The sequence below is a fragment of the Treponema sp. JC4 genome, from assembly GCF_000260795.1.
Classification (GTDB): domain Bacteria; phylum Spirochaetota; class Spirochaetia; order Treponematales; family Treponemataceae; genus Treponema_D.
This window is the reverse complement of sequence record NZ_AJGU01000003.1, coordinates 16551-42779: the sequence shown is the minus strand read 5'-3', so window position 1 is coordinate 42779 and position 26229 is coordinate 16551. Positions and strand designations below refer to the sequence as shown.

Sequence of the window (26229 nt, the reverse complement as noted above, 5' to 3'; positions counted from 1 at the left end):
CGCCCGCACTGACCGGCGGGCTTACACACCATAAACAGCAGCGTCACCTAATTCTTCTTCAATGCGGATAAGCTGGTTGTACTTAGCCATACGGTCTGTGCGGCTCATAGAACCTGTCTTAATCTGGCCAGAGTTTGTTGCAACTGCAATGTCGGCAATTGTTGTATCTTCTGTTTCGCCAGAGCGGTGAGAAGTTACTGTTGTGTAGCCGTGGCGGTGTGCCATCTCAATTGCTTCAAGAGTTTCTGTGAGAGAGCCAATCTGATTTACCTTAATAAGGATTGAGTTTCCAGCTCCCATTTTGATTCCTTTTTCAAGGAACTTAACGTTTGTTACAAAAAGGTCATCGCCAACAAGCTGGCAGCGGTCACCGATTCGGGCTGTAAGTTTTTTCCAGCCTTCCCAGTCGTTTTCATCCAGGCCGTCTTCAATTGAATCGATAGGATATTTTGTAATCAGTTCTTCAAGATAAGCAATCTGCTCGTCATCAGAAAGTTCCTTTCCGTTAGGATCTTTTGGAGTTCCGTTAGAAAGCTGCTTGTAGTTGTAGAAGAACTTTCCGTCACGTTCTACGCTGAATTCAGAAGAAGCGCAGTCCATAGCGATTTTTACGTCATCACCAGGTTTGTAGCCTGCATCTTTAATTGCCTGAACAATAGAATCCAGAGCGTCATTGATTCCGTCAAACTTTGGAGCAAATCCGCCTTCATCACCTACGGCTGTTGAAAGTCCGCGAGCCTTAAGCAATTTTGCAAGTGCGTGGAAAACTTCTGCTCCCATACGGATTGCTTCTTTTTCTGATTTTGCACCAACCGGGCGAATCATAAATTCCTGGAAGGCAATTGGTGCGTCTGAATGTGCACCACCGTTGATAATGTTCATCATAGGAACTGGAAGCACGTGAGCGTTTGCCCCACCGATGTAGCGGTAGAGAGGAATGTTGAGTGCTTTTGCGGCTGCCTGAGCAGTAGCAAGGGAAACACCAAGAATTGCATTTGCACCAAGCTTTGATTTTGTAGGAGTTCCATCAAGCGCCAGCATTTTCATATCAACTGCACGCTGGTCAAATACATTGTCGCCTTTAAGTGCCGGCGCAATGATTTTGTTTACATTTTCTACAGCTTTAAGAACACCCTTTCCGCCGTAGCGTTTTTTATCGCCGTCACGAAGCTCAAGCGCTTCGTTTTCGCCAGTCGATGCTCCCGAAGGAACAGCAGCGCGTCCCATAACACCATTTTCAAGAATTACATCTACTTCTACAGTAGGATTTCCGCGTGAATCAATAATTTCGCGGCCAATTACGTTTTCAATTGCAACTTTATTCAGCATTTTCTACCTCTTTTTATGATATGTTAGTATTAACTAACTTATATTATGTTAGTGCAATCTAACAAAAGAGTCAATGAGCCGGCTTCGGTTTGAATAAAGAGTGGGATATAGGTTAAAATGTTTTTGAAAATATGATTTTCCATATAGTCGCATTTGCAGCTGGATTTATTCTCGATTTGATTTTTGGTGACCCGGTATATCCCTTTCATCCGGTGCGCCTGATTGGAAAATTGATTTCTCTGGCAGAAAAGATTTTTTACCACGAGGGAGATTCTCCCGCAAAAAAACGCTTTTCGGCATGCTTACAGTTTTTTCGTTTGCGCGGTAGCAGAGGCCGTAGTTCTTTCCATTTTGATAACTTTCTTCCATATAAATAAGATTCTTTTTTGTGCAGTCGAGGCTCTTTTTACATGGCAGATTCTTGCGGCAAAATCGCTCAAGGTTGAAAGCATGAAGGTTTACCGGGCGCTGGAGAAGGGAAGCCTGGATGATGCCCGCCACGCTGTTTCCATGATTGTTGGTCGTGATACCGAAAAGCTGACTGATGAAGGCGTAACTAAGGCTGCAATCGAAACTGTTGCCGAAAGCACAAATGACGGTGTAATTGCTCCCATGATTTATTGCGCACTTGGCGGACCTGCCCTGGGCTTTTTCTACAAGTGCATAAATACCATGGATTCTATGATCGGTTACAAAAATGACCGCTACATCGATTTTGGTCGCACGGCTGCTAAAACTGATGATTTTGTGAATTTTATTCCTTCGCGACTCGCGGCACTACTTATGATGGCGACCTGTCTTTTTGGCGGTAAGGCTTTTTCTTTTAAGAACGCCCTTCGGATTTTCAGGCGGGACCGCTTTAATCACCAGAGCCCGAATTCTGCCCAGACAGAAAGCGTGGTTGCGGGGGCACTCGGCCTAAAACTTGCCGGCCCCTTGTACTACGAAGGCAAACTTGAAGAAAAGCCTTTTATCGGGGATTTTGTCCGCGCACCGGAACATAAGGATATAAAACGCTCGGTTTTCCTTATGTACACAGCGGCGGTTTTGTTTGAAATTATTTGTATTGGGATTATGTTATTTTTCCATAATAGCGGGATAATTTTGAAATTATTATATCTTCAAAATTTCTTCGACCGTCAATAATTGTATGAACAATTATTTTATCGTCAGAAATTTCATAAATGATTCGGTAATAACCTTGAATAAGTTCTCTGTACTGTAAAATACCCTGCTTCTCTAATTCGGGTACAATTCTGCCACTTTTGGGATGACTCCTTAATGACATTACATTTTCTTCAAATTCAGAGATTATCTTTTCAACATAGTTCTGAGACAAAGAAAAATAATATTCAATAATTTCATTCAAATCGTCTTCCGCAAATTGAGAAAGTATAACTTCATTTATTTCATTTTTCACAGTTATATTTCCTTCTTAAATTTGCAAAAACTTCCGAAGCTGGCTTATATTTTCCATTTTTTACATCTTGTTCAGAAAACTGAATAATTTTTAATAGATTAAAAGCATTTTTCATTTCCTGATATGATTCTATATCTATCAGGACGGCTCTTGATTCTCCGTTCTGTGTAATTATAAGAGGTTCTTTTCTATCATTAACAAAATTCATCATATCTGCTGCATTTGTTTTGATGTAAGAAATTGGTTTAATACATTCTTGGACATTCGTAATCATAATAAACTCCAGTCTTTTTATGGTACCATATATAGACCAAATCAGCAATTATTTTTTTTACCATCAATGTCAGTGTAAACCAAATATAATTGACCTTAAATACAATGATAATCTCAAAATATAGATATCTCAATGATTATCTTATGTACACAGCGACAATTTTATGCGAAATTATATGCATTAGGATTATGATATGCACGGCGGCGATATTTACTCACATAATATAAAGCATGATTTTTCTATTAATATAAATCCTCTGGGACTGCCGCTGGGGGCAAAAATTGCCTATTTGCGTGCACTGAAAAAAATCTCAAATTACTCTGATCAGAAGTGCAGGGCGCTGACTGATGCCTTGAGTAAAAAGCTGGGTATCGCTGTCGAAATGCTTGTGTTTGGAAATGGCGCTAGCGAACTGATCCAGGCGGTGCTTCGCGTGGAGAAGGCTCGTAGGGTGCTGCTATTTGCTCCGTCTTTTACAGGCTATGAGCATGCAATTAAAGCTTGCGGTGCTGATTCGCTTTATTTTTATCTGAATGAAAAAGAAGATTTTGCTTTTGGGGAAAGTGATTTTGACCGCTTGAGTGACCTTATGGTCCGCGAAAAACCTGATTTTTTGATTTTAACTAACCCAAATAACCCCAATGGCAGGCTTTTTAACACAAAAATTGTCGAAAAAATCATACACTTATGTAATAAATATGAATTAAAAGTGCTTGTCGACGAGTGTTTTATTGATTTAGTGGCACCTGGAACTCCGGCGGCGGCACTCATAAATTCCGACGCCCCTTACATTCTCCGTGCCTTCACCAAGACTTATGCTATCCCGGGATTGCGTCTCGGCTACTGTGTCTGCCCGAATGAAGCTGCTGCCGACACACTGAAAGCGTCACTCCCGGAATGGAACGTTTCCTCTGTTGCGCAGGAAGTAGGGCTGGCACTTTTAAAGTCGGGAAATTATTTGACTCGTGCCCGGGCGCTCATTCGCCGGGAGAGGGAATATCTTTCTAAAAGACTCAAGGCTTTGGGTTTCTGTGTTTACCAATCTGACGCGAATTTTATACTTTTTAGGGACGTAGTTAAGGAGACATCACTTTTCAAGAAGATGCTTTCCCACGGAATTCTTATCCGCGACTGTTGTGACTTTGAAGGACTGGGTGCAGGCTTCTACCGTGTAGCAGTCAAACGCCACTGGGAAAACAAGCTGCTTATAAAAGCCATAAAAAATGTGAGAGGAAAATGATTGAGTTTGTAAAGCCGGAAGAAATTGAGGCACGCAGTTTTGAAATCATCTCGCAGGAACTTGAGGCGCGGAAAATACAGCTGGCGCCAGAAAATAAAGACGTAATTATGCGGGTTATTCACACAACGGCCGATTTTGATTTTGCAGAAAGCCTTAAGTTTTCGCCTGATGCTGTAAGGGTTGCGCGAGAACTCATTCAGGAAGGCGCTGATATAGTAACCGACACGAATATGGCAAAGGCGGGGATTAACAAGCGTAAGCTGGAAGCTTTTGGCGGCCAGGTTCACTGTTTTATGGCGGACGAAGATGTGGCAGCTGAAGCAAAATCCCGCGGGCTGACCCGGGCGGCTGTGAGCATGGAACGTGCCGCTGCTCTTGGAAAAAAGGTAATTTTTGCCCTTGGAAACGCCCCGACGGCCTTAATTTCCCTCCACGATATGAAAAAGTGCGGTATATACCGTCCTGATTTTGTGATTGGAGTGCCGGTTGGCTTTGTAAACGTGGTTGCCGCAAAGGAACTTTTTCTGGGTGGCGACGTGCCTTACATCATAAACGAAGGCCGCAAGGGCGGAAGTACGGTGGCGGCCGCAATCTGTAACGCGCTTTTGTACGGAATTGACGTGGGGGCCCGCTGATGGCTGAATTACGTTACGGATTTACGACCGGAAGCTGTGCTGCGGCGGGGGCAAAAGCGGCTGCTTACATGCTTCTAACCGGTAAAATCAAGAAGGAAATCAAAATCACTACTCCCAAAGGAATAGACTTTAACGCAGAACTTGTGGATATCAAGCGTTCTGAGCGGGAAATCAGCTGTGCGGTAATCAAAGACGGCGGCGATGATCCTGATGTTACGAGCGGCTGCCATGTGGTTGCAAAGGTAAGCTTTGCAGAAAAGGATGATAACGCTGATGTGCCGGGGGATAAGGCATACTCCATCGCGCAGGTGCAGATTAGGGGCGGACTGGGTGTCGGCTTGGTGACAAAACCTGGACTCGACCAGCCGGTAGGGAATCACGCCATAAATTCCGTTCCCCGCCAGATGATAGAAAAAGAGGTGCTGGAAGTATGCGAACTTTGCGATTACAAAGGCGGACTTCTTGTAGAAATCTCGGTTCCGGAGGGGGAAGAAATTGCCAAGAAAACCTTTAACCCACGCCTTGGCATTGAAGGGGGCATTTCAATTCTTGGAACAAGCGGAATTGTAGAGCCAATGAGCAGTCAGGCGCTTTTAGATACAATTTTTATAGAACTCCGTCAGCAGCGGGAACTTGGAAGTAAGATTGCTGTGGTCTCTCCGGGCAATTACGGTCTTGATTTTATCAAATCAGAATATGGTTTTGACCTTGACCGCGCCGTAAAATGCTCAAACTTTATTGGCGACACAATTGATATGGCCGTAAAGCTTGGCTTTGAAGGCTTTCTTCTTACCGGTCACATTGGAAAACTTATAAAAGTTTCCGGCGGAATTATGAATACCCATTCAAAAATTGCAGATTGCCGCATGGAACTTATGGCTGCCGCAGCGGTGCAGGCAGGAGCAGGCAGCAAAACTGTAAGCAATATTCTTTCTGCCATCTCCACTGAAGAAGCCTGCAAAATCATTATGAGCGAAGACGGCCTCCTGCAGTTCACAATGCAAATTGTCATGAAAAAAATCCTCTATCATCTTCGCCGCCGCGCTGACTCTATGCATATAGAATGCTCAACCTTCTGCACCCAGCTAGGTCTGCTTGCCGAATCAGAAGGTTTTAGAGCAACCTTGCATGAAGCCTGCAGGTAAAAAGCTATCTTCATTTCTTTAAAAAAAAATCACCAAAAAGCATTGCACAAAGTTTAAAAAAGGATTAAAACATCTGTAAATACATCGTGCACGATGTATTTACTTTGCAAATCTTTGTTTCTTAGGAAGGCTTAATATGAAAAATGTAGGGTATTACAATGGAAAAATGGGCCTGCAGGAAGAAATGTCTGTTCCTTTCCTGGACCGAGCCATGTATTTTGGTGACGGAGTTTACGATGCAACTTACAGCGTAAACAGAAAAATCTTTGAAATTGACTGGCATCTTGAGCGCTTTTTCAATTCCTTAAAGTATGTTCAGATTCCTTTTCATCTGACAAAGGATGAATTAAAGGCTGAGCTTCAGAAGTGTATCGACGCTATGGATTCTGACGGCGTTTGCTTTGTTTACTGGGAATGTACACGAGGAACAGCTCCAAGAAATCATCTTTTCCCGAACTGTAAGCCAAACCTTTTGATAAATATTACAGAATCAAAAATCGCTGATTTGAGAACTCCATGTAAACTAATCACCATGGAAGATACAAGATTTTTCCACTGCAACATCAAAACTTTGAACCTTCTTCCAAGCGTTATTGGAAGCCAGAAGGCATACGAAGCAGGGGCAAAGGAAGTTGTTTTTCATCGTGGAGAACGGGTAACCGAATGTGCCCACACCAACGTAAATATCCTGAAAAACGGAGTATTTATTACACCGCCTCTTGATGAACTTATTCTTCCGGGAGTTACCCGCCGTCACTACATAGAAATCTGTAAACGGCTTGGAGTTCCTTATGAAGAACGTCCGTTTACATTGGATGAACTTTTTGATGCGGATGAAGTTTTCATCACATCAGCTGGTACACTTGGACTTCCGGCTTATGAAATTGACGGAAAAAAGGTGGGCAGAAAGGCTCCTGAACTTTTGAAAAAACTTCAGACTGCTGCAATTGATGATTTTGAAAAGGAGACTGGTTATAGACCGGATATTATCTAGTTAGAATACCCGGTCATAATGTTTGAAATTTCGTGCATGTTGTATTAGAATGATACAATAAAAAGTGCCGACGGGGGTAGTCATGCAGGGATTAATTAAAAAGGTTAATCTGCGCGATCAGGTTTATGAATACATCAAAGCTGGAATTCTTTCTCAGGAATTTAAACGTGGTGAAAATATAAATCTTGATGACCTCAGCCGCAAACTTGGCGTTAGCAATACGCCCATCAGGGAAAGCATAAATCTTCTTGTAAAAGAAGGGTTGATAGAGTACAGACAGAACAACGGATTTTTCGTAATTTCTCCGGACAGGGAAACGGTAAACGAAATCCTTCAGGTTGTTTTCTTTATGGTTGTCGCTGCCTACAGATTCTGTTTTAGAAACGGAAGAATGGATTCCGTGCTTCCTAAAATGGAAGAGCAACTGCAGAAGCAGAGGGAACTCCTTGAAAAAGGGGATGTCCTTGGCTACAACGAAACGACATATTTATTTGAGCGCTGCATAATCGAAGGCGTTGAAAATAAAATGCTGGTTTCTGAGTATGATGGAAAACAGGCCTTGCTCAGCTTTATTTCAACTTACTATTCTGATAATGACCTTGCAGAATTAAAAAAGGTTTTTAGTCAGCATGAAGAAATCTTAAATCTGATGAAGCAGCAGAAGCTGGAAGATGCCGTTCTTAAAATGCGTGAGCATTACTACAAAAAGCAGATAAAGTAAGCATTTTTTTTGAAGAGATTTGCAGTAATTTACCAGGCTTTACAATCGTGCACGATGTTTCTAACAAAAGGAGACATCGCTTATGGAAGAAGTAATTCAGGAAGAATTGATTGAAGATATTGTCCTGCGCCATTCGGGAAGGGGAATGGATATTCTGCGAAAGGAAATGAAGGGCGACTATGCGGAAGAAGCTGCAAAAATGATTCTTTCGTGGAAAAAAGGCGTAGTTTTTCTTGCAACCGGATTTTTTGTAGCGGGTTATGCGGAAACTGACGGTCCTTCGGGAACAGTTTTTCTGGCCCTTGCCCTCAAAAAACTTGGTTACAGACCGGTTATCGTTACAGATGATTTTACCCGCGGTTTTTTTGAATTAAAGGATATCGACACTGTTTATATGCCTTTTGATGAAGGTGATGACTGGTGCAGAAAGGTTCTTGAAAAATATAAGCCGGTTGGACTTATCAGTATCGAGCGCTGCGGTAAAAACAGCAACCGTGATTATGCCAATATGCGCGGTGTCAGCATTGCAGAAAAGACGGCTCGTGTTGACCTTCTGTTTGAACAGGCTTTTGGAAAAATTCCTACGATTGGTGTAGGGGACGGCGGAAACGAAATCGGCATGGGAAATGTTGCATCTTTGATTGCAGAAAAACTTTCTCTTGTGCCCTGCGTTGTAAAAACTGATTTACTGGTTATCGCTACGGTTTCTAACTGGGGCGCATACGCAATCACTGCCTATCTTGAAAAGCTGAGCGGAAAAAATGTCTTTATGTCTTATGAAGAAGTCCGTGACTACATTGAAGAGACAGTAAAGCTTGGAAGCGTTGACGGCGTTCTTAAAGAGCAGATTGTCAGCGTTGACGGTTTTGGAATGGAAACTGAAAAAGAAATCATTGATGCTTTGAAAGAGGCGGTATAATTTCCTGCTTCTGGAGGTCTTTTATGCTTAAAATTGATTTGAACTGTGATTTGGGTGAAAGTTTTGGAAATTATAAAATCGGACTTGATGAAGAAGTGATTAAATATGTCAGCTCGGCAAATATTGCCTGCGGTTTTCATGCTTCAGATCCCCTTGTCATGGAAAAAACTGTAAGGCTGGCAAAGGAAGCCGGCGTTGGGGTGGGGGCGCACCCGGGTTTTCCTGATCTTGTGGGCTTTGGCCGCAGAAATATGAATGTCAGCAGCGCAGAACTTAAGGCAATGGTGACTTATCAGCTTGGCGCTCTGGATGCCTTCTGCCGCGCAAATAAAATTACCCTGCAGCATGTAAAAGCTCTCGGTGCGATGTACAATATGGCCGCAAAAGATGAAAAAATGGCGCTGGCAATTGCAGAAGCTATAGGCGAGTACAATCCTTGTCTGATTTTACTGGGGCTCAGCGGCAGTCAGATGCTTAAGGCGGCTCAGACGGTCGGAATTCCTTTCAAAAAAGAGGTTTTTGCCGACCGCGCTTATGAAGAAGACGGTTCTCTTGTGGCGCGTACAAAGCCCGGAGCAATGATAGAAGATGAAAATGAAGCAATCCAGCGCATTATTGATATGGTGCGCTATGGAAAGGTCAGGGCAATTACAGGTAAGGAAATCCCGGTTGAACCTGATTCTGTCTGCGTTCATGGTGATAATCCCAAAGCTTTGGATTTTGTAGTAAAAATCAGAAAGCGTCTGGAGGAAGAAGGCATAACTGTAAAAGCAATGGGACTTTAAAAATACAAAAAATCTTAAATATTTTTTAAAAACCCTATTGCATGTTTTTTATCCATCTGATAAATTAATGACATCTTTAATACATCATGCACGATGTATTAAAGCATATACAAACCAGGTCAACAAAGACGTTGCGTGTGTATAAAAAAGAGCTGTATAGCCCTTTTAATTTATATGCAGAAAGTCTTGTTGAACTTGCGTTCCCGGGCTTTTTGCAAAAAAAAAACAAGGAGCCCGCTATGAATAGACTCAACAAAACTCTTGCAACAGGACTTGCTGCTTTGTCGGTAATTTCCGGCGCCTATGCAGCATCCAAAGGTCCCAAATCAATTAAAATCGGATTCAACATTCCGCTGACCGGTGACTCACCAAAAGTAGGGGAAAGCGCAAAATTTGCCGGAGAAATTATTAAAGGCGAAATTAATGCTGCCGGCGGTCTTGAAGTTAAAGGCGAGAAATACAAACTCGAATTTGTTTACGTCGATAACGAGCTCAAAGCCGATTCTGCAATCAACGCTGCAAATAAACTGATAGATATAGATAAGGTTCTTGCTTCTATCGGACCAGAAGGTTCTGGTCGTGCAATTCCTGCCGGTGAAATCTACAACGACGCTAAAGTTCCTATGGTTTCTCCATGGGCAACAAACCCAAGCGTTACAAAGAACAGACCTTATTGTTTCCGTGCCTGCTTCCTTGATCCATTCCAGGCTCCTGTAGCTGCGAAGTTCTCCAGCGAACAGTTTGGTGGAAAGAAAGTAGCAATCATCTACAACCTTGAGGATGACTATTCAAAAACCCTTGCAGAGCTGTTTAAGGGCGAATGGGAATCAAAGTATGGACAGGTAGTTGTATATGAATCATTTGGTCAGAAAGACCAGGACTTCAGTGTACAGCTGACTAAGGTTGTAAACTCAGGAGCAGACTTTCTTTATCTTCCGGTTTATTACAACCACGTTGGACTTATTACATCACAGGCAAAAGACCTTGGCTGGAAAAAGCCTGTAATGGGTTCAGACTCATGGGGTTCTGCTGACTTGTTCCCGCTTTCAAAGGGTGCTGTTGTAGGTAACTACTTTACCACTCACTACGCTGCAAAGGGTGCAACCGGCAAGACAAAAGAGTTCATCGAAAAATATCAGAAGGCTTACGGTTATGTTCCTGATGATGTTGCAGCCCTGACTTATGATGCTGTTTACCTTGTTCTTCAGGCAATTCAGGATTGCGGACTTACAGGAAACTTGAAAAAAGACCGCACAGCAATCAAGGATGCGCTTGGAAAGATTCAGAGCTTCCCTGGCATTACAGGAAACATGAAGTTTACTCCGGAAGGAGACCCTGTTAAGGATGCCGTAATCGTTTGTGTTACAAAAGAAGGAGAGTTCGAGTTCGTAAAGAGCTTGCAGCCATAAATAAAAAAGTTTTTGGGGCTGCCTTCGGGTAGCCCCGGTTTTTTAGATGGACCGCTGACGCGGATTTTTAAGGAGGGTCAAATGACATTTTTTATACAGAACTTTTTTAATGCACTCCAGTGGGGAAGCTTCTATTCGATGATTGCCCTTGGCTACTGCCTTGTTTATGGCGTTCTGCGGCTTATCAACTTTGCTCATGGTGATATCTTTATGACATCCACCTACATAGCATTTTTCCTGGTAGCTTTTTTTACTGCACATTTTGCAGGACTTACTGGCGTACCGCTTTTTATAGTTACACTTTTGTGCACAATGGCTCTTACCGCTCTTTTGGGCGTAGGAATCGAAAAAATTGCTTACAAACCTTTACGCGCTAAAGGTGCCAACAGACTTTATGTAGTAATCACAGCCTTAATGATTGGCTTTATTCTTGAAAACGGAAACCTTGCAGTTTTTGGTGCTTCTGCAAGAAGCTTCCCTGATATTCTTCCAAAGCAGGTATGGAATATCGGGCCGGTAACAATCACCAGCCTTAAGGTTCTGGTAATTGTAAGTGCAGTTGTGATTTTCGCATTGCTGCAGTTCATAGTTCAGAAAACAACACTCGGCATGAGTATGCGTGCCATTTCTTATGATAAGTTCGCGATTCCATTGATGGGAATCCCTGTAAATACAGTAATCACCTTTACTTTTGCTTTAGGTTCTGCGCTTGCCGCTGTTGCGGGTATTCTTTTTGGTATGTCTTATCCGGTAATGGACCCTTACATGGGAATGATTATCGGTTGGAAGGCCTTTATTGCAGCGGTTGTAGGGGGCATCGGTGATATTAAGGGTGCCTTTATCGGCGGCTTCCTTCTTGGATTTATTGAAATCTTCGTAACAGCCTTTTTACCGTCAAGCTACAAGGACCTGGTTTCCTTTGTAATTCTTCTGGTAATTCTGACTATCAAACCTACAGGCTTCTTTGGTGTAGCTAAGAGTACAAAGATTTAAGGGGGCTTTTATATGACTAACGAAAAGAGAAAATACATAATACCGGTTACGACGATTTTATCGATTTTACTTGTTACGCTTCTTGCAAAAGTGGGAGTCATAAACAACTATCTTCAGACAATCATCGTAACAATCTGTATCAACGCAATCATGTCGGCAAGTCTGAACGTTGTAAACGGATACATGGGCGAGTTCAGCTGCGGACACGGTGGATTTATGGCTACCGGGGCATACGTTTCTTCCGTAGTTTCCCTTATTCTTTTTAAGGATGGAAACTCAATTATAGGTCATGCGCTTTTGCCGGAAGGGCTTGCAATTCTGGGATTTCCGATTGCAATTCTGATTGGCGGACTTGGAGCAATGCTTGTAAGCCTTATCGTTGCAATTCCTTCTTTCAAAACCCGCGATGACTATCTTGCAATCATCACTGTTGCGGCAAACTTTATCGTTACGACTGCAATCAACAACATTCCTCTTGTTGGTGCAAGCCGCGGTCTTATGGGAATGAAAAGTGTAATGAACAGTATGGCAGATGTACTTGATGTGCCTTGGATTTTAATCTGGGGTCTGATTTTTGCAGTGCTTTCGGTTGTCGCAATTCACTATCTGATGAATTCAACCTTGGGCAAGGGAATTTCTGCCGTACGCTACGATGAAATCTCAGCAGAAATCATGTCTGTAAACACAAACAATATGAAGCTGATTGCCTTTACATTCAGTTCCTTCCTTGCGGGAATTGCGGGCGGACTTTTTGCCCATCTTCTTGGATTTATCAACCCTTCAAGCTTCGGAATCATGAAATCGACAGAATCGCTTGTAATGGTATTCCTTGGCGGTATGGGCTCACTCAGCGGTTCAGTGCTTTCTGCCTTTGTATTTACAATTCTTCTGGAACTTTTACGCCCTGCTCAGATCTGGAAGTGGGTAATCATTCCTTTAATCCTGATTTTGATTATGGAGCTTCATCCGGAAGGAATTATGGGTTCAAAGGAATTACCTCAGAAATTCCCATGGCTTAAAAAGCTTTTCCCTCTGAATAAAAATCAAATCAGACCAGGAAGTGAAGGAGATGCAGCATGAGTGAAACTTTATTAAAAATTGAACATCTTACACACAGATTCGGCGGCTTACAGGCGCTCACAGACATAAACGTAGAAATCAAAAAGGGCTCGATTAATGCTTTGATTGGTCCTAACGGCGCCGGAAAAACTACAGTTTTCAACCTGGTAAGCGGATTTTATGTGCCTTCTGAAGGCGAAATCATTTTTGACGGGACAAGATTAAACGGTCTCCGTCCTCATAAAATTGCAGACCTTCAGATTGGACGAACCTTCCAGAATATTCGCCTTTGGAGTGATATGACAGTTCTGGATAACATCTGCATTGCCCAGCATTCACGCCTTGGTTTTAATCTGAAGGATGTTTTTCTGCACACAAAGAATTACAAGGAACGTGAAGCAGAAATCCATAAAAAGGCATGGGAGCTTCTGGAAAAGTTCTCGCTTGCAGATACCGCTCTGGATTATCCGAAAAATCTTCCTTACGGTATTCAGCGCCGCGTAGAAATTGCCCGTGCCCTTAGTCTTGAACCAAAACTTTTGATGCTTGATGAGCCTGCGGCAGGTCTTTCAACTTCCGACCTGGACGGACTTATCAGTTATATTAGATGGATTCACGATACTTTTGGAATCACAATCTGGATGATTGAACATCAGATGCAGGTTGTAAATACACTGGCAGACCGTATTAAGGTAATCAACTTTGGAAAGGAACTTGCAGAAGGTACACCTGAGGAAATCCAGAAAAATCCTGCGGTTATTGAAGCTTATCTTGGAAACTCCGACATCAATATCAGCGATGCTTATGCCGGACTTGTTAAGAGAAAGTAGGAGGGCCATATGTTACTTGAAGTAAAAGATCTTGTTGTGGGCTATGGAAATATCGAAGCCCTTCACGGAATAAGTTTTAATGTTGATAAGGGTGAAATTGTCACTTTGATTGGCGCAAACGGCGCCGGAAAGACATCCACACTCCTGACTTTATCGCGACTTCCAAAGCCGGAAGCGCCTACAGTTCGCAGCGGGGACGTTCTTTACAATGGTCAAAGCATTTTGAAGCTGGAGCCTCACACTCTTATTCAGAAGAAGATGATGTGCCTTGTTCCTGAAGGCCGCCATATTTTTGGAAACCTGACTGTTGAAGAAAACCTTCAGATGGCATGTTATGCCCGTCAGCTTGAAAAAAACAGCGAAATGAACATTAACGACCAGTATGATCTGGTTTATGATTTATTCCCCCGTCTTTATGAACGCCGCAAGCAGAGAAGTGAACTTCTTTCCGGCGGTGAACAACAGATGCTGGCAGTTGGACGTGCCCTTATGACAGACTGTCCTTTTATCATGCTGGATGAGCCTAGTATGGGACTTGCTCCAAAGCTGATGTTTGAAATGTTCCGCGCCCTTAAGCGTCTGAACGTTCAGAAAAAGATGACTCTTCTTGTCATTGAACAGAACGCAAAGGTTGCCCTTGATTTTGCTGACCGCGGTTATGTTATCCGAACCGGTGAAATCATTGCGAGCGGCACAAGTGATGAACTTCGGGCAAATCCAGAGGTTCAGAAGGCATATCTTGGCGGCTGATTTTTGAAAGTAAAGAAGGCGGATTATGAAAGAGCTCAGCATTGTTGTTTCCAGCGAAGATTCTCTTCAGGTTCAGTTCAGTCAGAAAATCTGCGAAGAGGTAAATGCAGAGATTATTGCCTTTGTTGAAAGTTTTAAGGCTTATATCAAAGGTAAGGCGGACTTGCAAGAAGCGATTATTGAAATCCTTCCTACCTACTGTGCGGTAACTGTCTTTTTTAATCCGTCTAAAACAAATCATTCTGCTCTGGAAAAACTTATTAAGAGCGTGATTAAAAACTCAGCTTCGGGGGTTGCGGGTTCTGATAAAACAGGCAGGATTGTAGAGATTCCTGTCTGCTATGAAGATGAAGAATTCGCTCCAGATTTAGCTGATGTAGCCAAGCATACAGGGCTTTCAAAAGAAGAGATAATCAAACTTCATCATTCAAAAGATTATCTGATTTATATGCTGGGATTTCTTCCGGGTTTTCCTTACCTTGGTGGCATGGACGAATCTTTGGAAACTCCTCGTCTTGAAAGCCCTAGAACAAAAATTCCTGCGGGAAGTGTAGCAATTGGAGGCAAACAGGCTGGTCTTTATCCCTCTGATTCGCCTGGTGGCTGGAGGATAATAGGCAGAACTCCGCTAAAAGTATTTGACCAGAATAGAAATCCGGCCTGTCTTTATCAGGCGGGGGATAGAATCCGTTTTGTCCCGATTAGTAAAAAACAGTTTGAGAATATGGCGGCTGCCTCCTCGGAAGGCAATGCCTCTTCAAAAAACAGCAGTGCCTCCTTCCGCCCGCGCGCAAAGCCTCAGTATCAGAAATACGTCTGCACCAGCGGCATAAAAATCATTGAGCCTGGCTTGATGACCTCTGTGCAGGATAAGGGGCGGCTGGGACTACAGCACCAGGGTATCGGGCAGAGCGGAGTGATGGACGCAGAAAGTTTCAGGCTTGGAAATGCCCTTCTTGGAAACGAGGAAAATGCAGCCTGCCTTGAAGCAACTGCCCTCGGTCCGACAATAAGATTTATTCTGGACTGCGAATTTGTAATTACAGGCGGAGAGTGCAGCGCTACTCTTGACGATAAAACTATTTATATAAATAAAAAATATTTAGCAGCGGCAGGAAGTATTTTAAAATGTGGCTTTATTACAAAAGGTCTTCGCTCTTATATCTGCTTTAAGGGCGGCTTACTTGTGCCTCAGGTTTTTGCAAGCCGCTCTACAAACTTAAAAAGCAAAAGCGGCGGATATTTCGGGCGGAAACTCAAGGCCGGAGACGAAATTGCAGTCGGTGATATGGTAAAGAAGGGGAAACTGGCGGTTGCAGACGGCACTGAAAAAAAAGTCCTGCCGATTTTACAGCAGCTGCCTTCTTCCAGCAGTCAGCCTCTCGTTCTTAAATGCACAAAGGGCAGTCAGTATTCAGATTTTCCCGCTGAGGTAATAAAAGACTTTCAGAGCCAGGTTTTTACCGTCCTTCCTGAAAGCGACCGCATGGGAATCCGCTTTTCTGGGGAAAGCCTAAACTGCGGAAAGACGGATATCATTTCTGATGCAATTCCGTTTGGTGCTGTGCAGATTACTTCGGCAGGGCTCCCTGTCGTTATGGCAGCGGACCGGCAGACAACCGGCGGCTATGCCAAAATTGCGGCGGTGACAAGGCACTCAATGTGCCTTCTGGCTCAGGCAGTTCCCGGCACAAAGGTAAAGTTCAAAATAGAATAAAGCAAACTATATAGAAGATAAGAGAAGAGGAGGCATAAAATGAATACAAATATTTATAAAGATAAAAGTCCAGCAGAGGTCAGAACACTTATCCGCCAAGGAAAAATCACAGTACAGACTTCAGGAATGTGCGACGGCTATGCTCAGGCAAACCTCTGCATCCTTCCTAAAAAATACGCCTACGATTTTCTGCTCTTCTGCCAGCGAAATCAGCAGTCCTGTCCTCTTCTTGAAGTCAGCGACGAAGGTTCCCGTTTTTTAAGAACTTCTGCCGCAGACTGTGATATTGCCCGCGATGTGCCAAAATACAGAATCTGGAAAAACGGCCAGCTTGCCGGTGAATACACCGACGTAAGCGAATTCTGGCGGGATGACCTTGTGACCTTTGTTATCGGCTGTTCTTTTTCTTTTGAAGCTCCTTTAATTGCTGCAGGAATTGATGTCCGCAACGTTTCAGAAAATCACAATGTACCTATGTATCTTACAAATATCGATACGAATCCGGCGGGTATTTTCAGCGGAAAAATGGTCGTTTCTATGCGTCCCATTCCTTACAATCAGATTGTAAAAGCAACCACAATCACAGCCAGGGTTCCAAAAGTTCACGGTGCGCCAATCCACATAGGAGCGCCGGAAGTTATAGGTATAAAAGATATCTCAAAACCTGATTTTGGAGAGCCAAGTACAATCAAAGCGGGCGAAGTGCCTGTTTTCTGGTGCTGCGGCGTAACCCCTCAAAGCGTTGTCATGAATTCAAAACCTGATTTTTGTATTACTCATGCACCTGGTCATATGCTGATTACAGATATACCTGAAAGTTCTTTGCAAAACTGATTATGTAACCCTGTCAGAGAATTTAGGAGGCACTATGAGCAGCATTTTTGATATTTTAGGGCCTGTAATGGTTGGTCCTTCCAGCTCTCACACCGCAGGAGCAGTCCGTATTGGACTTGTCAGCAGAATATTACTGGAAGATCAGCCTGTTTTTGCAGATATTCAGTTCAGCGGAAGCTTTGCAGCAACTCACAAGGGACACGGAACAGATTCTGCAATTATTGCAGGTCTTCTTGGCATGAAAAGTGATGATATACGAATTCCCCGCAGTCAGGAAATAGCCGTAGAAAAGGGACTGAAATTCTTCATATCAAACAATGAAATCCCGGGTGCTCATCCAAATACTGCCCTTTTAAGCCTTCAGGGAAAAGAAGGGCGAAAAATCTGCATTCAGGCTTCTTCTGTAGGAGGCGGTCGAATCATGATTAATAAAATTGATGGAATAGACGTAAATTGTCCTGCCGAAATGCCGACTCTTATCGTTCATAACTCAGATGAACCTGGCCACGTTGCGGCAGTAACATCACTTCTTTTTTACAACAAAATCAACATTGCCCAGATGCAGCTTTTCAGAAATGAAAGGGGCGGTTATGCAGTTATGGTAATCGAAAGTGACCAGCAGATTCCCTCGCAGATAATTTCTTCTATAGAAAAGTTCCCCGGAATAATAAAAGTGACCTACATAAATCCGTCGATGGATTAATCATTATGGAAGCAGAGTAAAAATCAGGTGGTGCTTATGTTTGAAAGTCTTGAATCAATAATCAGTCAGAGTAAAAAAGAAAATAAGAACTTTGCAGAAATTGTGATTGAAAATGAGGCAAAATCTTCCGGCTGGTCAGAAGAAAAAGTAATCGGAAAGATGCAGAAAATGTGGCAGGTGATGCTGGATGCAAGCGACAGCTACGACGGAAGCCTTTTTTCTAACAGTGGACTTTCTGGTGGGGATGGGAAAAAATTTTCAGATTATGCAGGGAAGGGTAATACTCTTTCTGGCTCTTATATTTCCAGCGTAATTTCCGAGGCATTAAAAATGGCAGAAAGCAACGCCTGTATGAAGAGGATTGTTGCAAGTCCAACTGCTGGTGCCTGCGGGGTTCTTCCAGCTGTTTTGCTTCCCCTTTACAGACAGAAGAAATATCCGGATGAAAAATTTGTAGAAGCCCTTCTTGTTGCAGCTGGAATTGGCCAGGTTATTGCGAATAAGGCTTGCATCAGCGGAGCCCAGGGCGGCTGCCAGGCAGAAATTGGCTCTGCAAGTGCTATGGCAGGGGGAAGTCTTGTATACCTTTCCGGCGGAAGTGCAGAAGAGATTTCTGTAGCTGTAGGCCTTTGCCTTCAAAATCTTATGGGACTTGTCTGCGACCCTGTTGCAGGCTATGTAGAAATCCCCTGCATAAAAAGGAATGTAATAGGGGCGGTAAATGCCGTTTCCTGTGCAGATATGGTTCTTTCTGGAATCAAAGCAAAAATTCCGGCAGACGAAGTGATAGAAGCAATGGGTCTTGTTGGTCAGAAAATGGATTCTTCTCTTCGTGAGACTGGAGAAGGTGGAATTGCGGCCTGTAAAACTGCCCGAAAGCTGGTAAAAGTTTGATGGAGGTTATTTATGCGTTGTACAAAAGCTGTAATTTATTCGGAAAACCTGAAATATAATCTTCAGCAGATAAAAAATCATGTGAAGCCTGGAGCCGAAATCTGCGTAGCAGTAAAAGCAGATTCTTACGGACACAGCGCGGTAGCTACAGCAAGGATTGCCCATGAGCTTGGCGGAATAAACTGGTTTGCAGTTGCCACTGTTGATGAAGGAATTGAACTTAGGGACAGCGGGATTACAGAAAACATTCTTGTTTTGAGTCTTTGCGTGCCGGAAGAATTTCCAAGCCTTTTTGCCTATAAACTGACACCTTTCTCCTTTGGAAAAGAATATATTACTGCCTTGTCGGCTGCGGCAGACTTATATTTTGAAGATAATAAAAAGCATGACGTCTTTCTGGCAGTTGATACCGGAATGGGCCGAATAGGCTGTTATCCCGAAGAAGCAGGAGAGCAGGCAGAATTAATCAGCTCTTCTAAACATCTGGCCTTAAAAGGAATGGCAACCCATTTTTGCGTAAGCGACGGTATTTCTTCTGATGCTCAGGCCTTTACCCGCGAACAGTATGAAAAATTCTGCACAGCGGTAGAAAATGTAAAGGCAAGGGGAATAAATCCTGGAATCTGCAGCTGCGGAAACAGTGCCGCCATTATGAATAATTTTGACATGCATTTTGATATGGTTCGTCCCGGAATCATAACTTACGGCTACTATCCTAGCGAAGTTACAAAAGAATACCTTCATTCCGTTCATAAGGATTTTGACATAAAACCTGTAATGGCGGTTGAAACTCAGGTTGTAGCCATAAGACATTTCCCAAAGGGAAAATCAGTTTCTTACGGACGAACTTACGAATGCCCCGAGGATACAGACATTGCAATTTTACCAATCGGTTATGCGGATGGACTTTTGCGCCGTTTTTCACCCGGCATGGAAGTTACGATTAACGGCAGAAAATATCCGGTTTGCGGCAGAATCTGTATGGATCAGTGCATGGTAAACATAGGAAAGGATAATCCTGATGTAAAACTCTGGGATAGAGTAGTAATTTTTGGCCCGGAAGAAAGCGGCGCCCTTACTACTGCCGATGATCTTGCAAAAATTGGAAATACAATCTCTTATGAAGTGCTCACATCCATCAGTAAAAGGGTTAAACGTATTATTTTCTAGACACTTGTATTAGTATTCAGTTATAATTAGGCCTAAAAATCAGTCATACAGCGGGGTATTTTATGAAAATTCTAGCAATTAATAATCTTTTTGAAGAAAAACATATCGAACTTATTAAAAAGGGAGCGGCAGAAGCTGGCGCTCAGGTGCATTTTTATACTTCTGATAAGGAAATTCTTCAGTCTGATTTTGATGCCGACATAATTTATGGTTTTGCACCGGAAATTGTAAAGACCAACAAAAATCTTAAGTGGTTATGTGTACCCTGGGCTGGCGTTGATTCCCTTATGGTTCCGGGATATTTTGCAAATGAAGACTGCATTCTGACAAATTCCGCCGGTTCCTATGGAGTTTCAATTGCTGAGCATATGATAGCAAGCGCACTTGTTGTGCTTCGCCGCATGAACGAATTTTATGATGAAACCAGAGCGGGCTTCTGGGGAAAACCCCGCAGTCAGAAATCCCTAAAAGACTGCAGAATTACCGTGCTTGGAACCGGAGATATTGGAACAACTTTTGCAAAGCGGGTCCGGGCCTTTGAACCGGCAGCTTTAATTGGAGTGTGCAGGAGCGGTAAGGCAGGGGATATTTATGATAAGGTTTTGCCTGTCAGCGAGCTTGATTCTGTTTTGCCGGAAACCGATCTTCTTGCCATGAGTCTTCCGGGAACGCCGGAAACAAGAAACATTCTCACCAGAAAGAGAATTGAACTTCTTGCAGAAGGAGCCTGCATTGTAAATGTGGGCCGCGGTACTGCAATTGATGAAGAAGCCCTTGCAGACAATCTTGAAAACGGCCATTTGTACGGTGCCGCTCTTGATGTTTTCCAGACAGAGCCCCTTTCAAAAAACAGCCGCCTGTGGAAGCTAAAAAATCTGGTTATGACTCCTCATGTTGCCGGAAATCTGACTGTGGCCTATACAAAAGACAGAAACGTAGAAATGTTTTTGGAAGATCTTAAAAATTTCACTGCCGGCCGCCCAATGCACTACCTTGTAGACAGAAAACTCGGATATTAAAAAAGTAATTTAGTCACAGAAACTCTGCCGGATGTTATATAATATTAAAATATTAAGAAGATTCCTTTTGTCAGAAAAATCAGAAAGCTTCCTGCCGTAAAATTCTCCAGCCTTTTTTTAAACAAAGAATTAGCCTTTTATCCTGTGTCCGGAGTATAAATAAGTAGCAAGGCAAGGATAGAGGAGGTATGGTCATGGATAAGAATAAAATCACTGCACAGCTACTTGAAGCCGGTGTAACAGAAGAAGAGCTTGGCAAAATTGACTTTGAAAAAGTTGGAGATATTATAGATACTTCACGAAGTATTGACAGCCTTTGCAAGAGTTTAAAATCAAACTATCCGGACTTTAATGAAGCTGCTTTTAGGGAAGTACTTGAAAAAAATGCGAAGGACAGCGAGGAAATGCAGAATCTTTCTGACAATGATTTGGAAGCTGTAGCCGGTGGAAGCGTAAGCAGCTGGATCAGCAAAAACAAAGAGCTGGTGGCAGGTCTTGCTCTTCTTGCTTTGTGTGTTCCAGTTGGATATTTTATGTACGGCGAAGGTCAATCTGCCGGAGAAGCAAAACTGAAGGATGTATATAACAAGGGATACAAAGAAGGTGCTGATGAAATGGAGAATCTGATACCAAAGATTAAGGCTGGAAAAACAGGGAAGCCGTCTTAAAAACACAGATGAAAGTTCATAAGCGCAAGGAGGAAGAGCATGAAAAAGACAAATGAAGAAATTCAGAAGGAAATAGAAACAATCATCAAAAACTCAGGCACACCTGATGAAGCTCTGAGCAATATTTGTAAAGCATTTCCTGAGGTAGACTATGAATTGCTCAGAAAGAACTTTGAAGAAGAGCGAAAAAAAGCAGAAAAATCTTTTTCAAAAGCTGAAGATTCCGATGACATTCAGAATCTTTCAGAAGAAGATCTTGAAGCCGTAGCAGGTGGCAGCTTTGGAAGCTGGATGAAGAAAAACTGGCCTATCGTTGTCGGAACAGCTGCAATTATGACAGTCGGTGCTGTTTTCTGGAAAAAAGGTTACTCTTCAAAGGCATCATTTGATAATGTGGCTGAGGAAAAGGTTGAGGGAAAAACAGCGGGAGCAAAGGATACTCTTGAAAGAAATAGTCTCTCTTTTGGAGATTATTATGAATACGGAAAATAACCGTCAAAGGTTTACAGGCTGGGGCAGAGAAATGCCCCAGTGCTATTTAACAACCTCCGTTATTCTTTCCTGCACATAAGCGCGTACAAAACAGGAATCAGAACCAGCGTTACAAAGGTAGAGGAAATAAGACCGCCTACCACGCAAAGTCCGATTGGCTGAACCAGCGATGACGAGCCCTGACTTGTAAAGCTCATAGGAAGCATTCCAAGAACTGTGGTAAGGGTAGTCATCAGAACCGGGCGGAGTCTGGAAGTTCCCGCTTCCAGACAGGCAGATTTTACATCAAGACCGCGGGCCACGAGCAGTCCTGTGTAATCAACAAGAACAATTCCGTTGTTTACAACAATACCAACCAGCATAACAAGTCCCACCATGGTCATTATCGAAACTGTCTGTCCTACAAGCAGATAAATCAAAAGCACTCCGATGAACATAAAAGGTATTGTAAACAGATTTATAAAAGGCTTTTTAAAGCTTCCGTACATTCCCGCCATAACTCCAAAAACCAGCAGAACCGCAAGAATGATGATTTTTGAAAACAAAATGGACTGCTTTTTCATATTTTTCCAGGAACCTTCAAAGTTCACAGAAACGTCGCCCGGCAGAACGCAGTTTTCGCGAATTGCCTTTTTGATTTTTGCTTCAACTACAGGAGCATTATCTTTACCTTTTATTCCGGCAGTTATATGAATTGTACGGGCCTTATTTTCATGATTGATGGAAACAGGGCCGTAATTTTTCTTCAGGCTGGCAAAATTGGCAAGCGAAACAAGTCCGTTTTTTCCCTGAACCTTGATTTTTTCAAGATCCGGGATGCTGGATTTATCTGCCTTCTGATAAGAAAGAATTACATCATATTCATTACCGCTCTGACGGTATTTTGTTGCAGTCAGACCCGCAACACAGCCGTTAATTTCCTTTGCAGCTGCTTCAATGCTTACTCCAAAGGAATAAGCCCTCTTTCTGTCGATTTCAATTTCAAGCTGGGGCAGACCGTTTTTCATATTCATCTGAGTATTTGTCAGGTTTGGCATTTTCTGCAGAAGGGCAAGAATCTGTTCACTTGCCAGACGGGCATTTTCAATATCATTTCCTTTTACAACAATGTCTATATCACTTCCGGTCATGCTTTCCATGCTGTCGCTTGCAAAAGTAAACTGAATGCCGGGAAAATCCTTAAAGTGCTTTTCAAGTTTTGCCTTGATTGTACTTGCTGTATCAATCTGTTTTTTTGGAACCGGAAGATAAATTGCAATGTTTCCAAAGTTTGAAGCATAAGAATCTTCCATACCGCCCGAAACTCCGGTAGAAGCCAGCACGGTTCTGTAGCCCTTAATTTCCTTTTGAACAATACTTTCAAACTGATGAACTATCTCGGTTGTTTTTTCAAGAGAAGTACCGGTTGGAAGAGTAATGTTCATTGTAACCCGCTGCCCTTCAGTTTCCGGCATCATATCAATATGCAAAAGAGGTACAACTGCAAAAGAAAGAAGCAAAAGTCCAAAAGAAAGTGCAACTGTACGCTTCTTATGATTTAAAGCCAGAGAAAGTATATTTTTATAAATGTCCTGAATCTTATCAAAGACTCTTTCAAAAGCATCATAAAGAAAAAGAAGGACTTTATTTCTTACCGGTTTTTCTGCGCGGTTGGTAAGGGGCATATAGTGGCCTGCAAGAACCGGAACAAGGAAAATCGCAACAAAAAGGCTGGAAACAATGGCAATTACAATTGTGTAAATCATATCGCGGGCTAAAAGGCCAATAAATCCAAGGTCTTTCATAAAAAGAAGGAAGGGTACAAAAACAACAATTGTCGTAAGGTTTCCAGAAATTACAGACGGAATCATCTCCTGAGTTCCCAGAGCCGCCGCCACTTTTGCCTTAGTTCCCCTCATTCTGTAAGAATAAATGTTATCAATCATAACGATAGAGGCATCAACAACCATTCCGATTCCCAGAATCAATCCTGTCAAAGTCATGATATTAAGGGTGATGCTGAAAAAATTCATCGTAAGAAGTGTGATTACGATTGAAAAAGGAATTGAAATTGAGATGATAAAAGTCGACTTAAAGCTTTTAAGAAAGACAAAGAGGATGATTACTGCAAGAAGGATTCCCTGCCAGGCGCTGGAATAGAGAGTCTTTAAGGTATCCCGGATTTCTACAGAGTCATCATTAATTATTTCAAGCTGAATATCTGAGGGAAGGGAAGCCTTAACTTCTGCAATTTTTTCGTAAAGGACATCGGCAACTTTTACAGAGTTTGCGCCCGACTGCTTTTTGATGGAAATATAAACGCCGGAATTTCCATTGATAAAAACCTCATCCTTTGCTTCCTTGTAGCCCATATAAATTTTTCCCAGCTCGCTCAGGCGGATAGGAGTACCGTTTACTGTAGAAATTACAGTATCGCCGATTTCCTTTACAGAGGCATATTCGCCCTTTGTGCGCAGAACGTAATTTCTGGATTTTTCGGTAATTTTTCCGCCACCCAGATCCAGGTTTTCTGCTGCAAGACGGGCAGAAATATCAGAAATTGAAAGATTATAGGCTGCCAGTCTGTTTTGAGAAAGTTCTACACAAACGCAAGGGGTACGTCCTCCGTAAACAGAAGCCTGAGAAACTCCGTTTGCCTGGGCAAGAACGCGTTTAATTGTTTTGTCTGCAATATATTTTAGCTCGTTATCGCTGCGGTTTCCGTGAACGGCAATATCCATTACTGGAAAATCATTCATGTTCATTTTGAAGATGTATGTTTTTACAGTTTTTGGCAGCATAGATTTTACGTTTTCAATCTTGTCACGCACTTCATTTGCTGCGGCTTCAATGTTTGTTCCGTAATTATATTCAATGCTGATAGTTGAGTTTCCTTCCGAGGAAGTTGAAGTCATTTTTTTGAGGTTAGAAAGGCTTGAAAGCTCTTCTTCCAGCACCTGGGTGACGGCACTTTCCACCGACTGAGGCCCCGCATTTTCGTAAGTTACAGTTACCATCAGAATAGGTTCTTTGATATTAGGCATCAGGTTTACTTCAAGGTTCGAAAAAGTAAAGGCAGCTGTCAGTGCAATAAGACCAAAAACAACGACAACAAGAACTGGATTTTTTAAGGTTTTCTGTGTGATATTCATTTAAGGCCTCCTTCGCTATTCCGCAATATTTACAGAAGATCCGTCCTGCAGGGTTTCATAACCCTGAATTACGACCTTTACCGATGAGTTTTCAGACAGGGCTGCTAACTGGGATTTTTCGTCTGCAAATTCAATAATCGTGCGGTTTTCAATTTCTTCGCCGACTTTAATTTCCACAAAGCGAACTTTACGGGCCTTTTCCTTATCGCCCGCGTCGGGATTTTCAGCCTCGTCAATCACATATACATATTTCTTGCCCTGCTTTTCAATAATGCAGGCCGTTGGTATAGAAAAAACATCGTCATAATTTTTAAGATAAAGCTTTACGTTTGCAAACATTCCGGCATTAATGCGGTTGTCCGGGCTGGCAAAATTCAAAATTACTTCTTTAGTGCGGGTGCCTTCGTCAAGAACGGGAGAAACCTCTGCAACTGTGGCTGAAAATATTTCGTCAGGGTAGGCTTCCAGCACAAGGTCCGCATCCTGACCCTTTGACAAAAAGGAAACATAGCGCTCCGGAATATAAGTTATAACCTGCAGCTTAGAAAGATCCCCGATAGCCGCAACCGCTGTTTCTGTATTTACCCGTGTGCCTTCTTTTAATGGAATGGAAATTACAGTTCCGCTGATGGGTGCTGTTACCGCGTTCAAAACGTACTGGGAGCCAGGAACAGAAGGGTCAACATAAACAATAACATCACCTTTTTTTACACTGGAACCAAGATGCACTGGTGTGCTGGCAATTTTCCCCTGAATTACAGGATAAACGCTCATGGATTTTTCGGCCCGGATATTTCCATTCAATTCAATAAACTTTCGCAGGTTTGATTTTTTAAGACTTTCTACGCGTACAGCCTGAACAAGACTTTGATTTTCCTCATCGGCAGGATTTGTTTTTGAACATGCAGTAAAAGGAATCCAAGCTGAAAGGAATATAGAAGTTAATAAAACTGATTGAATTGTTGTTTTCATAAGACCTCCATAAGAACAATTACATCTTACAGAGGCCCGTTTTAAGTTAAATTAAAGAAACCTTTCTTAAACCTTAAATTTAAGGGTCGGGGAAAGCCTTCCCCTCGCTCCAGCCCGCAAGCGGTC

The 26229-nt window shown here is 42.6% G+C and carries 27 protein-coding genes; 21 read left to right on the top strand and 6 right to left on the bottom strand.

Going from position 1 to position 26229, the window contains the following annotated elements; genetic code table 11:
- Positions 1–21: 21 nt before the first annotated feature.
- Together eno and MSI_RS14865 are read right to left on the bottom strand one after the other, a co-directional pair.
- Entirely contained in the window at positions 22–1329 is a 1308-nt protein-coding gene (eno, locus tag MSI_RS02565) for a phosphopyruvate hydratase (protein WP_009103390.1), read from the bottom strand.
- A 165-nt stretch (positions 1330–1494) separates the two neighbouring features.
- The gene (locus MSI_RS14865) at positions 1495–1698 is read right to left on the bottom strand and encodes a hypothetical protein (protein WP_202799321.1); all 204 of its coding nucleotides are present in this window, start codon (positions 1696–1698) and stop codon (positions 1495–1497) included.
- Here MSI_RS14865 and cbiB point away from each other — a divergent pair.
- On the top strand, positions 1600–2475 hold the full coding sequence (gene cbiB, locus MSI_RS02555; protein ID WP_202799323.1) for an adenosylcobinamide-phosphate synthase CbiB: 876 nt from the start codon (positions 1600–1602) through the stop codon (positions 2473–2475). The genes MSI_RS14865 and cbiB overlap by 99 nt on opposite strands.
- On the opposite strand, the gene MSI_RS02550 is transcribed toward cbiB, so the two are convergent.
- Entirely contained in the window at positions 2402–2749 is a 348-nt protein-coding gene (locus MSI_RS02550) for a type II toxin-antitoxin system RelE/ParE family toxin (protein WP_009103388.1), read from the bottom strand. The two genes, cbiB and MSI_RS02550, sit on opposite strands and share 74 nt — an antisense overlap.
- Positions 2739–3023 (bottom strand): type II toxin-antitoxin system Phd/YefM family antitoxin, encoded by a 285-nt coding sequence (locus tag MSI_RS02545; protein ID WP_009103386.1) that lies wholly within the window; start codon positions 3021–3023, stop codon positions 2739–2741. The genes MSI_RS02550 and MSI_RS02545 overlap by 11 nt, the downstream gene beginning before the upstream one ends.
- A gap of 193 nt (positions 3024–3216) precedes the next feature.
- Here MSI_RS02545 and MSI_RS02540 point away from each other — a divergent pair, with 193 nt between their 5' ends.
- The 20 genes from MSI_RS02540 to MSI_RS02445 all read left to right on the top strand — a co-directional run bounded on the left by MSI_RS02540 (position 3217) and on the right by MSI_RS02445 (position 22000).
- The gene (locus tag MSI_RS02540) at positions 3217–4263 is read left to right on the top strand and encodes a histidinol-phosphate transaminase (protein ID WP_009103383.1); all 1047 of its coding nucleotides are present in this window, start codon (positions 3217–3219) and stop codon (positions 4261–4263) included.
- Complete coding sequence (locus MSI_RS02535; protein ID WP_009103381.1) at positions 4260–4898, top strand: precorrin-8X methylmutase; 639 nt, start codon at positions 4260–4262, stop codon at positions 4896–4898. The genes MSI_RS02540 and MSI_RS02535 overlap by 4 nt, the downstream gene beginning before the upstream one ends.
- Entirely contained in the window at positions 4898–6043 is a 1146-nt protein-coding gene (gene cbiD, locus MSI_RS02530; protein ID WP_009103378.1) for a cobalt-precorrin-5B (C(1))-methyltransferase CbiD, read from the top strand. Before MSI_RS02535 ends, cbiD begins: the two co-directional genes overlap by 1 nt.
- Positions 6044–6179: 136 nt before the next feature.
- A complete protein-coding gene (locus MSI_RS02525) occupies positions 6180–7037 on the top strand; it encodes an aminotransferase class IV (RefSeq protein WP_009103377.1) in 858 nt (285 codons plus the stop codon).
- 82 nt (positions 7038–7119) lie between these two features.
- A complete protein-coding gene (locus tag MSI_RS02520) occupies positions 7120–7758 on the top strand; it encodes a GntR family transcriptional regulator (protein ID WP_009103375.1) in 639 nt (212 codons plus the stop codon).
- 82 nt (positions 7759–7840) lie between these two features.
- Positions 7841–8677 carry a DUF4392 domain-containing protein gene (locus MSI_RS02515; protein ID WP_009103372.1) on the top strand — a complete coding sequence of 279 codons (837 nt, stop codon included), beginning with the start codon at positions 7841–7843 and terminating at the stop codon, positions 8675–8677.
- Positions 8678–8700: 23 nt separating this feature from the next.
- Positions 8701–9462 (top strand): LamB/YcsF family protein, encoded by a 762-nt coding sequence (locus MSI_RS02510; RefSeq protein WP_009103369.1) that lies wholly within the window; start codon positions 8701–8703, stop codon positions 9460–9462.
- Between the two features lie 239 nt (positions 9463–9701).
- Positions 9702–10871: an ABC transporter substrate-binding protein gene (locus MSI_RS02505; protein ID WP_009103367.1), complete on the top strand. Its 1170-nt coding sequence runs from the start codon at positions 9702–9704 to the stop codon at positions 10869–10871.
- Positions 10872–10952: 81 nt separating this feature from the next.
- The gene (locus tag MSI_RS02500) at positions 10953–11864 is read left to right on the top strand and encodes a branched-chain amino acid ABC transporter permease (RefSeq protein WP_009103364.1); all 912 of its coding nucleotides are present in this window, start codon (positions 10953–10955) and stop codon (positions 11862–11864) included.
- A 12-nt stretch (positions 11865–11876) separates the two neighbouring features.
- The gene (locus MSI_RS02495; protein ID WP_009103361.1) at positions 11877–12944 is read left to right on the top strand and encodes a branched-chain amino acid ABC transporter permease; all 1068 of its coding nucleotides are present in this window, start codon (positions 11877–11879) and stop codon (positions 12942–12944) included.
- Entirely contained in the window at positions 12941–13753 is an 813-nt protein-coding gene (locus MSI_RS02490; RefSeq protein ID WP_009103358.1) for an ABC transporter ATP-binding protein, read from the top strand. The genes MSI_RS02495 and MSI_RS02490 overlap by 4 nt, the downstream gene beginning before the upstream one ends.
- Before the next feature lie 9 nt (positions 13754–13762).
- On the top strand, positions 13763–14503 hold the full coding sequence (locus MSI_RS02485) for an ABC transporter ATP-binding protein (protein ID WP_009103355.1): 741 nt from the start codon (positions 13763–13765) through the stop codon (positions 14501–14503).
- 25 nt (positions 14504–14528) lie between these two features.
- A complete protein-coding gene (pxpB, locus tag MSI_RS02480) occupies positions 14529–16220 on the top strand; it encodes a 5-oxoprolinase subunit PxpB (RefSeq protein ID WP_009103353.1) in 1692 nt (563 codons plus the stop codon).
- Positions 16221–16259: 39 nt separating this feature from the next.
- Positions 16260–17054 (top strand): putative hydro-lyase, encoded by a 795-nt coding sequence (locus tag MSI_RS02475; protein WP_009103351.1) that lies wholly within the window; start codon positions 16260–16262, stop codon positions 17052–17054.
- A gap of 34 nt (positions 17055–17088) precedes the next feature.
- Positions 17089–17757: an L-serine ammonia-lyase, iron-sulfur-dependent subunit beta gene (sdaAB, locus tag MSI_RS02470; protein WP_009103349.1), complete on the top strand. Its 669-nt coding sequence runs from the start codon at positions 17089–17091 to the stop codon at positions 17755–17757.
- Between the two features lie 36 nt (positions 17758–17793).
- Positions 17794–18651: an L-serine ammonia-lyase, iron-sulfur-dependent, subunit alpha gene (gene sdaAA / locus MSI_RS02465; protein ID WP_009103347.1), complete on the top strand. Its 858-nt coding sequence runs from the start codon at positions 17794–17796 to the stop codon at positions 18649–18651.
- A 12-nt stretch (positions 18652–18663) separates the two neighbouring features.
- Positions 18664–19821: an alanine racemase gene (gene alr, locus MSI_RS02460; RefSeq protein ID WP_009103345.1), complete on the top strand. Its 1158-nt coding sequence runs from the start codon at positions 18664–18666 to the stop codon at positions 19819–19821.
- 62 nt (positions 19822–19883) lie between these two features.
- Positions 19884–20840: a D-2-hydroxyacid dehydrogenase gene (locus MSI_RS02455; RefSeq protein ID WP_009103342.1), complete on the top strand. Its 957-nt coding sequence runs from the start codon at positions 19884–19886 to the stop codon at positions 20838–20840.
- Positions 20841–21034: 194 nt separating this feature from the next.
- Positions 21035–21508 (top strand): hypothetical protein, encoded by a 474-nt coding sequence (locus MSI_RS02450; protein ID WP_009103340.1) that lies wholly within the window; start codon positions 21035–21037, stop codon positions 21506–21508.
- Between the two features lie 39 nt (positions 21509–21547).
- Entirely contained in the window at positions 21548–22000 is a 453-nt protein-coding gene (locus MSI_RS02445; RefSeq protein ID WP_009103337.1) for a hypothetical protein, read from the top strand.
- A 59-nt stretch (positions 22001–22059) separates the two neighbouring features.
- Here the strand turns inward: MSI_RS02445 and MSI_RS02440 are convergent, their stop codons facing one another.
- Both MSI_RS02440 and MSI_RS02435 read right to left on the bottom strand, forming a co-directional pair.
- Positions 22060–25131, bottom strand: coding sequence for an efflux RND transporter permease subunit (locus tag MSI_RS02440; RefSeq protein ID WP_009103334.1), 3072 nt, complete (start codon positions 25129–25131; stop codon positions 22060–22062).
- Between the two features lie 15 nt (positions 25132–25146).
- Positions 25147–26103, bottom strand: coding sequence for an efflux RND transporter periplasmic adaptor subunit (locus tag MSI_RS02435; protein WP_009103332.1), 957 nt, complete (start codon positions 26101–26103; stop codon positions 25147–25149).
- Positions 26104–26229 lie beyond the last annotated feature (126 nt).

Coding starts and splice junctions, on each gene's coding strand:
- eno (WP_009103390.1), bottom strand. CDS start 1,329: ATGCTGAATAAAGTTGCAATTGAAAACGTAATTGGCCGCGAAATTATT.
- MSI_RS02535 (WP_009103381.1), top strand. CDS start 4,260: ATGATTGAGTTTGTAAAGCCGGAAGAAATTGAGGCACGCAGTTTTGAA.
- MSI_RS02440 (WP_009103334.1), bottom strand. CDS start 25,131: ATGAATATCACACAGAAAACCTTAAAAAATCCAGTTCTTGTTGTCGTT.
- MSI_RS14865 (WP_202799321.1), bottom strand. CDS start 1,698: ATGGAAGAAAGTTATCAAAATGGAAAGAACTACGGCCTCTGCTACCGC.
- MSI_RS02540 (WP_009103383.1), top strand. CDS start 3,217: ATGCACGGCGGCGATATTTACTCACATAATATAAAGCATGATTTTTCT.
- MSI_RS02510 (WP_009103369.1), top strand. CDS start 8,701: ATGCTTAAAATTGATTTGAACTGTGATTTGGGTGAAAGTTTTGGAAAT.
- sdaAA (WP_009103347.1), top strand. CDS start 17,794: ATGTTTGAAAGTCTTGAATCAATAATCAGTCAGAGTAAAAAAGAAAAT.
- MSI_RS02500 (WP_009103364.1), top strand. CDS start 10,953: ATGACATTTTTTATACAGAACTTTTTTAATGCACTCCAGTGGGGAAGC.
- cbiD (WP_009103378.1), top strand. CDS start 4,898: ATGGCTGAATTACGTTACGGATTTACGACCGGAAGCTGTGCTGCGGCG.
- MSI_RS02445 (WP_009103337.1), top strand. CDS start 21,548: ATGAAAAAGACAAATGAAGAAATTCAGAAGGAAATAGAAACAATCATC.
- MSI_RS02455 (WP_009103342.1), top strand. CDS start 19,884: ATGAAAATTCTAGCAATTAATAATCTTTTTGAAGAAAAACATATCGAA.
- MSI_RS02505 (WP_009103367.1), top strand. CDS start 9,702: ATGAATAGACTCAACAAAACTCTTGCAACAGGACTTGCTGCTTTGTCG.
- MSI_RS02520 (WP_009103375.1), top strand. CDS start 7,120: ATGCAGGGATTAATTAAAAAGGTTAATCTGCGCGATCAGGTTTATGAA.
- alr (WP_009103345.1), top strand. CDS start 18,664: ATGCGTTGTACAAAAGCTGTAATTTATTCGGAAAACCTGAAATATAAT.
- MSI_RS02435 (WP_009103332.1), bottom strand. CDS start 26,103: ATGAAAACAACAATTCAATCAGTTTTATTAACTTCTATATTCCTTTCA.
- MSI_RS02490 (WP_009103358.1), top strand. CDS start 12,941: ATGAGTGAAACTTTATTAAAAATTGAACATCTTACACACAGATTCGGC.
- MSI_RS02515 (WP_009103372.1), top strand. CDS start 7,841: ATGGAAGAAGTAATTCAGGAAGAATTGATTGAAGATATTGTCCTGCGC.
- MSI_RS02495 (WP_009103361.1), top strand. CDS start 11,877: ATGACTAACGAAAAGAGAAAATACATAATACCGGTTACGACGATTTTA.
- sdaAB (WP_009103349.1), top strand. CDS start 17,089: ATGAGCAGCATTTTTGATATTTTAGGGCCTGTAATGGTTGGTCCTTCC.
- MSI_RS02525 (WP_009103377.1), top strand. CDS start 6,180: ATGAAAAATGTAGGGTATTACAATGGAAAAATGGGCCTGCAGGAAGAA.
- MSI_RS02545 (WP_009103386.1), bottom strand. CDS start 3,023: ATGATTACGAATGTCCAAGAATGTATTAAACCAATTTCTTACATCAAA.
- MSI_RS02485 (WP_009103355.1), top strand. CDS start 13,763: ATGTTACTTGAAGTAAAAGATCTTGTTGTGGGCTATGGAAATATCGAA.
- pxpB (WP_009103353.1), top strand. CDS start 14,529: ATGAAAGAGCTCAGCATTGTTGTTTCCAGCGAAGATTCTCTTCAGGTT.
- MSI_RS02450 (WP_009103340.1), top strand. CDS start 21,035: ATGGATAAGAATAAAATCACTGCACAGCTACTTGAAGCCGGTGTAACA.
- MSI_RS02475 (WP_009103351.1), top strand. CDS start 16,260: ATGAATACAAATATTTATAAAGATAAAAGTCCAGCAGAGGTCAGAACA.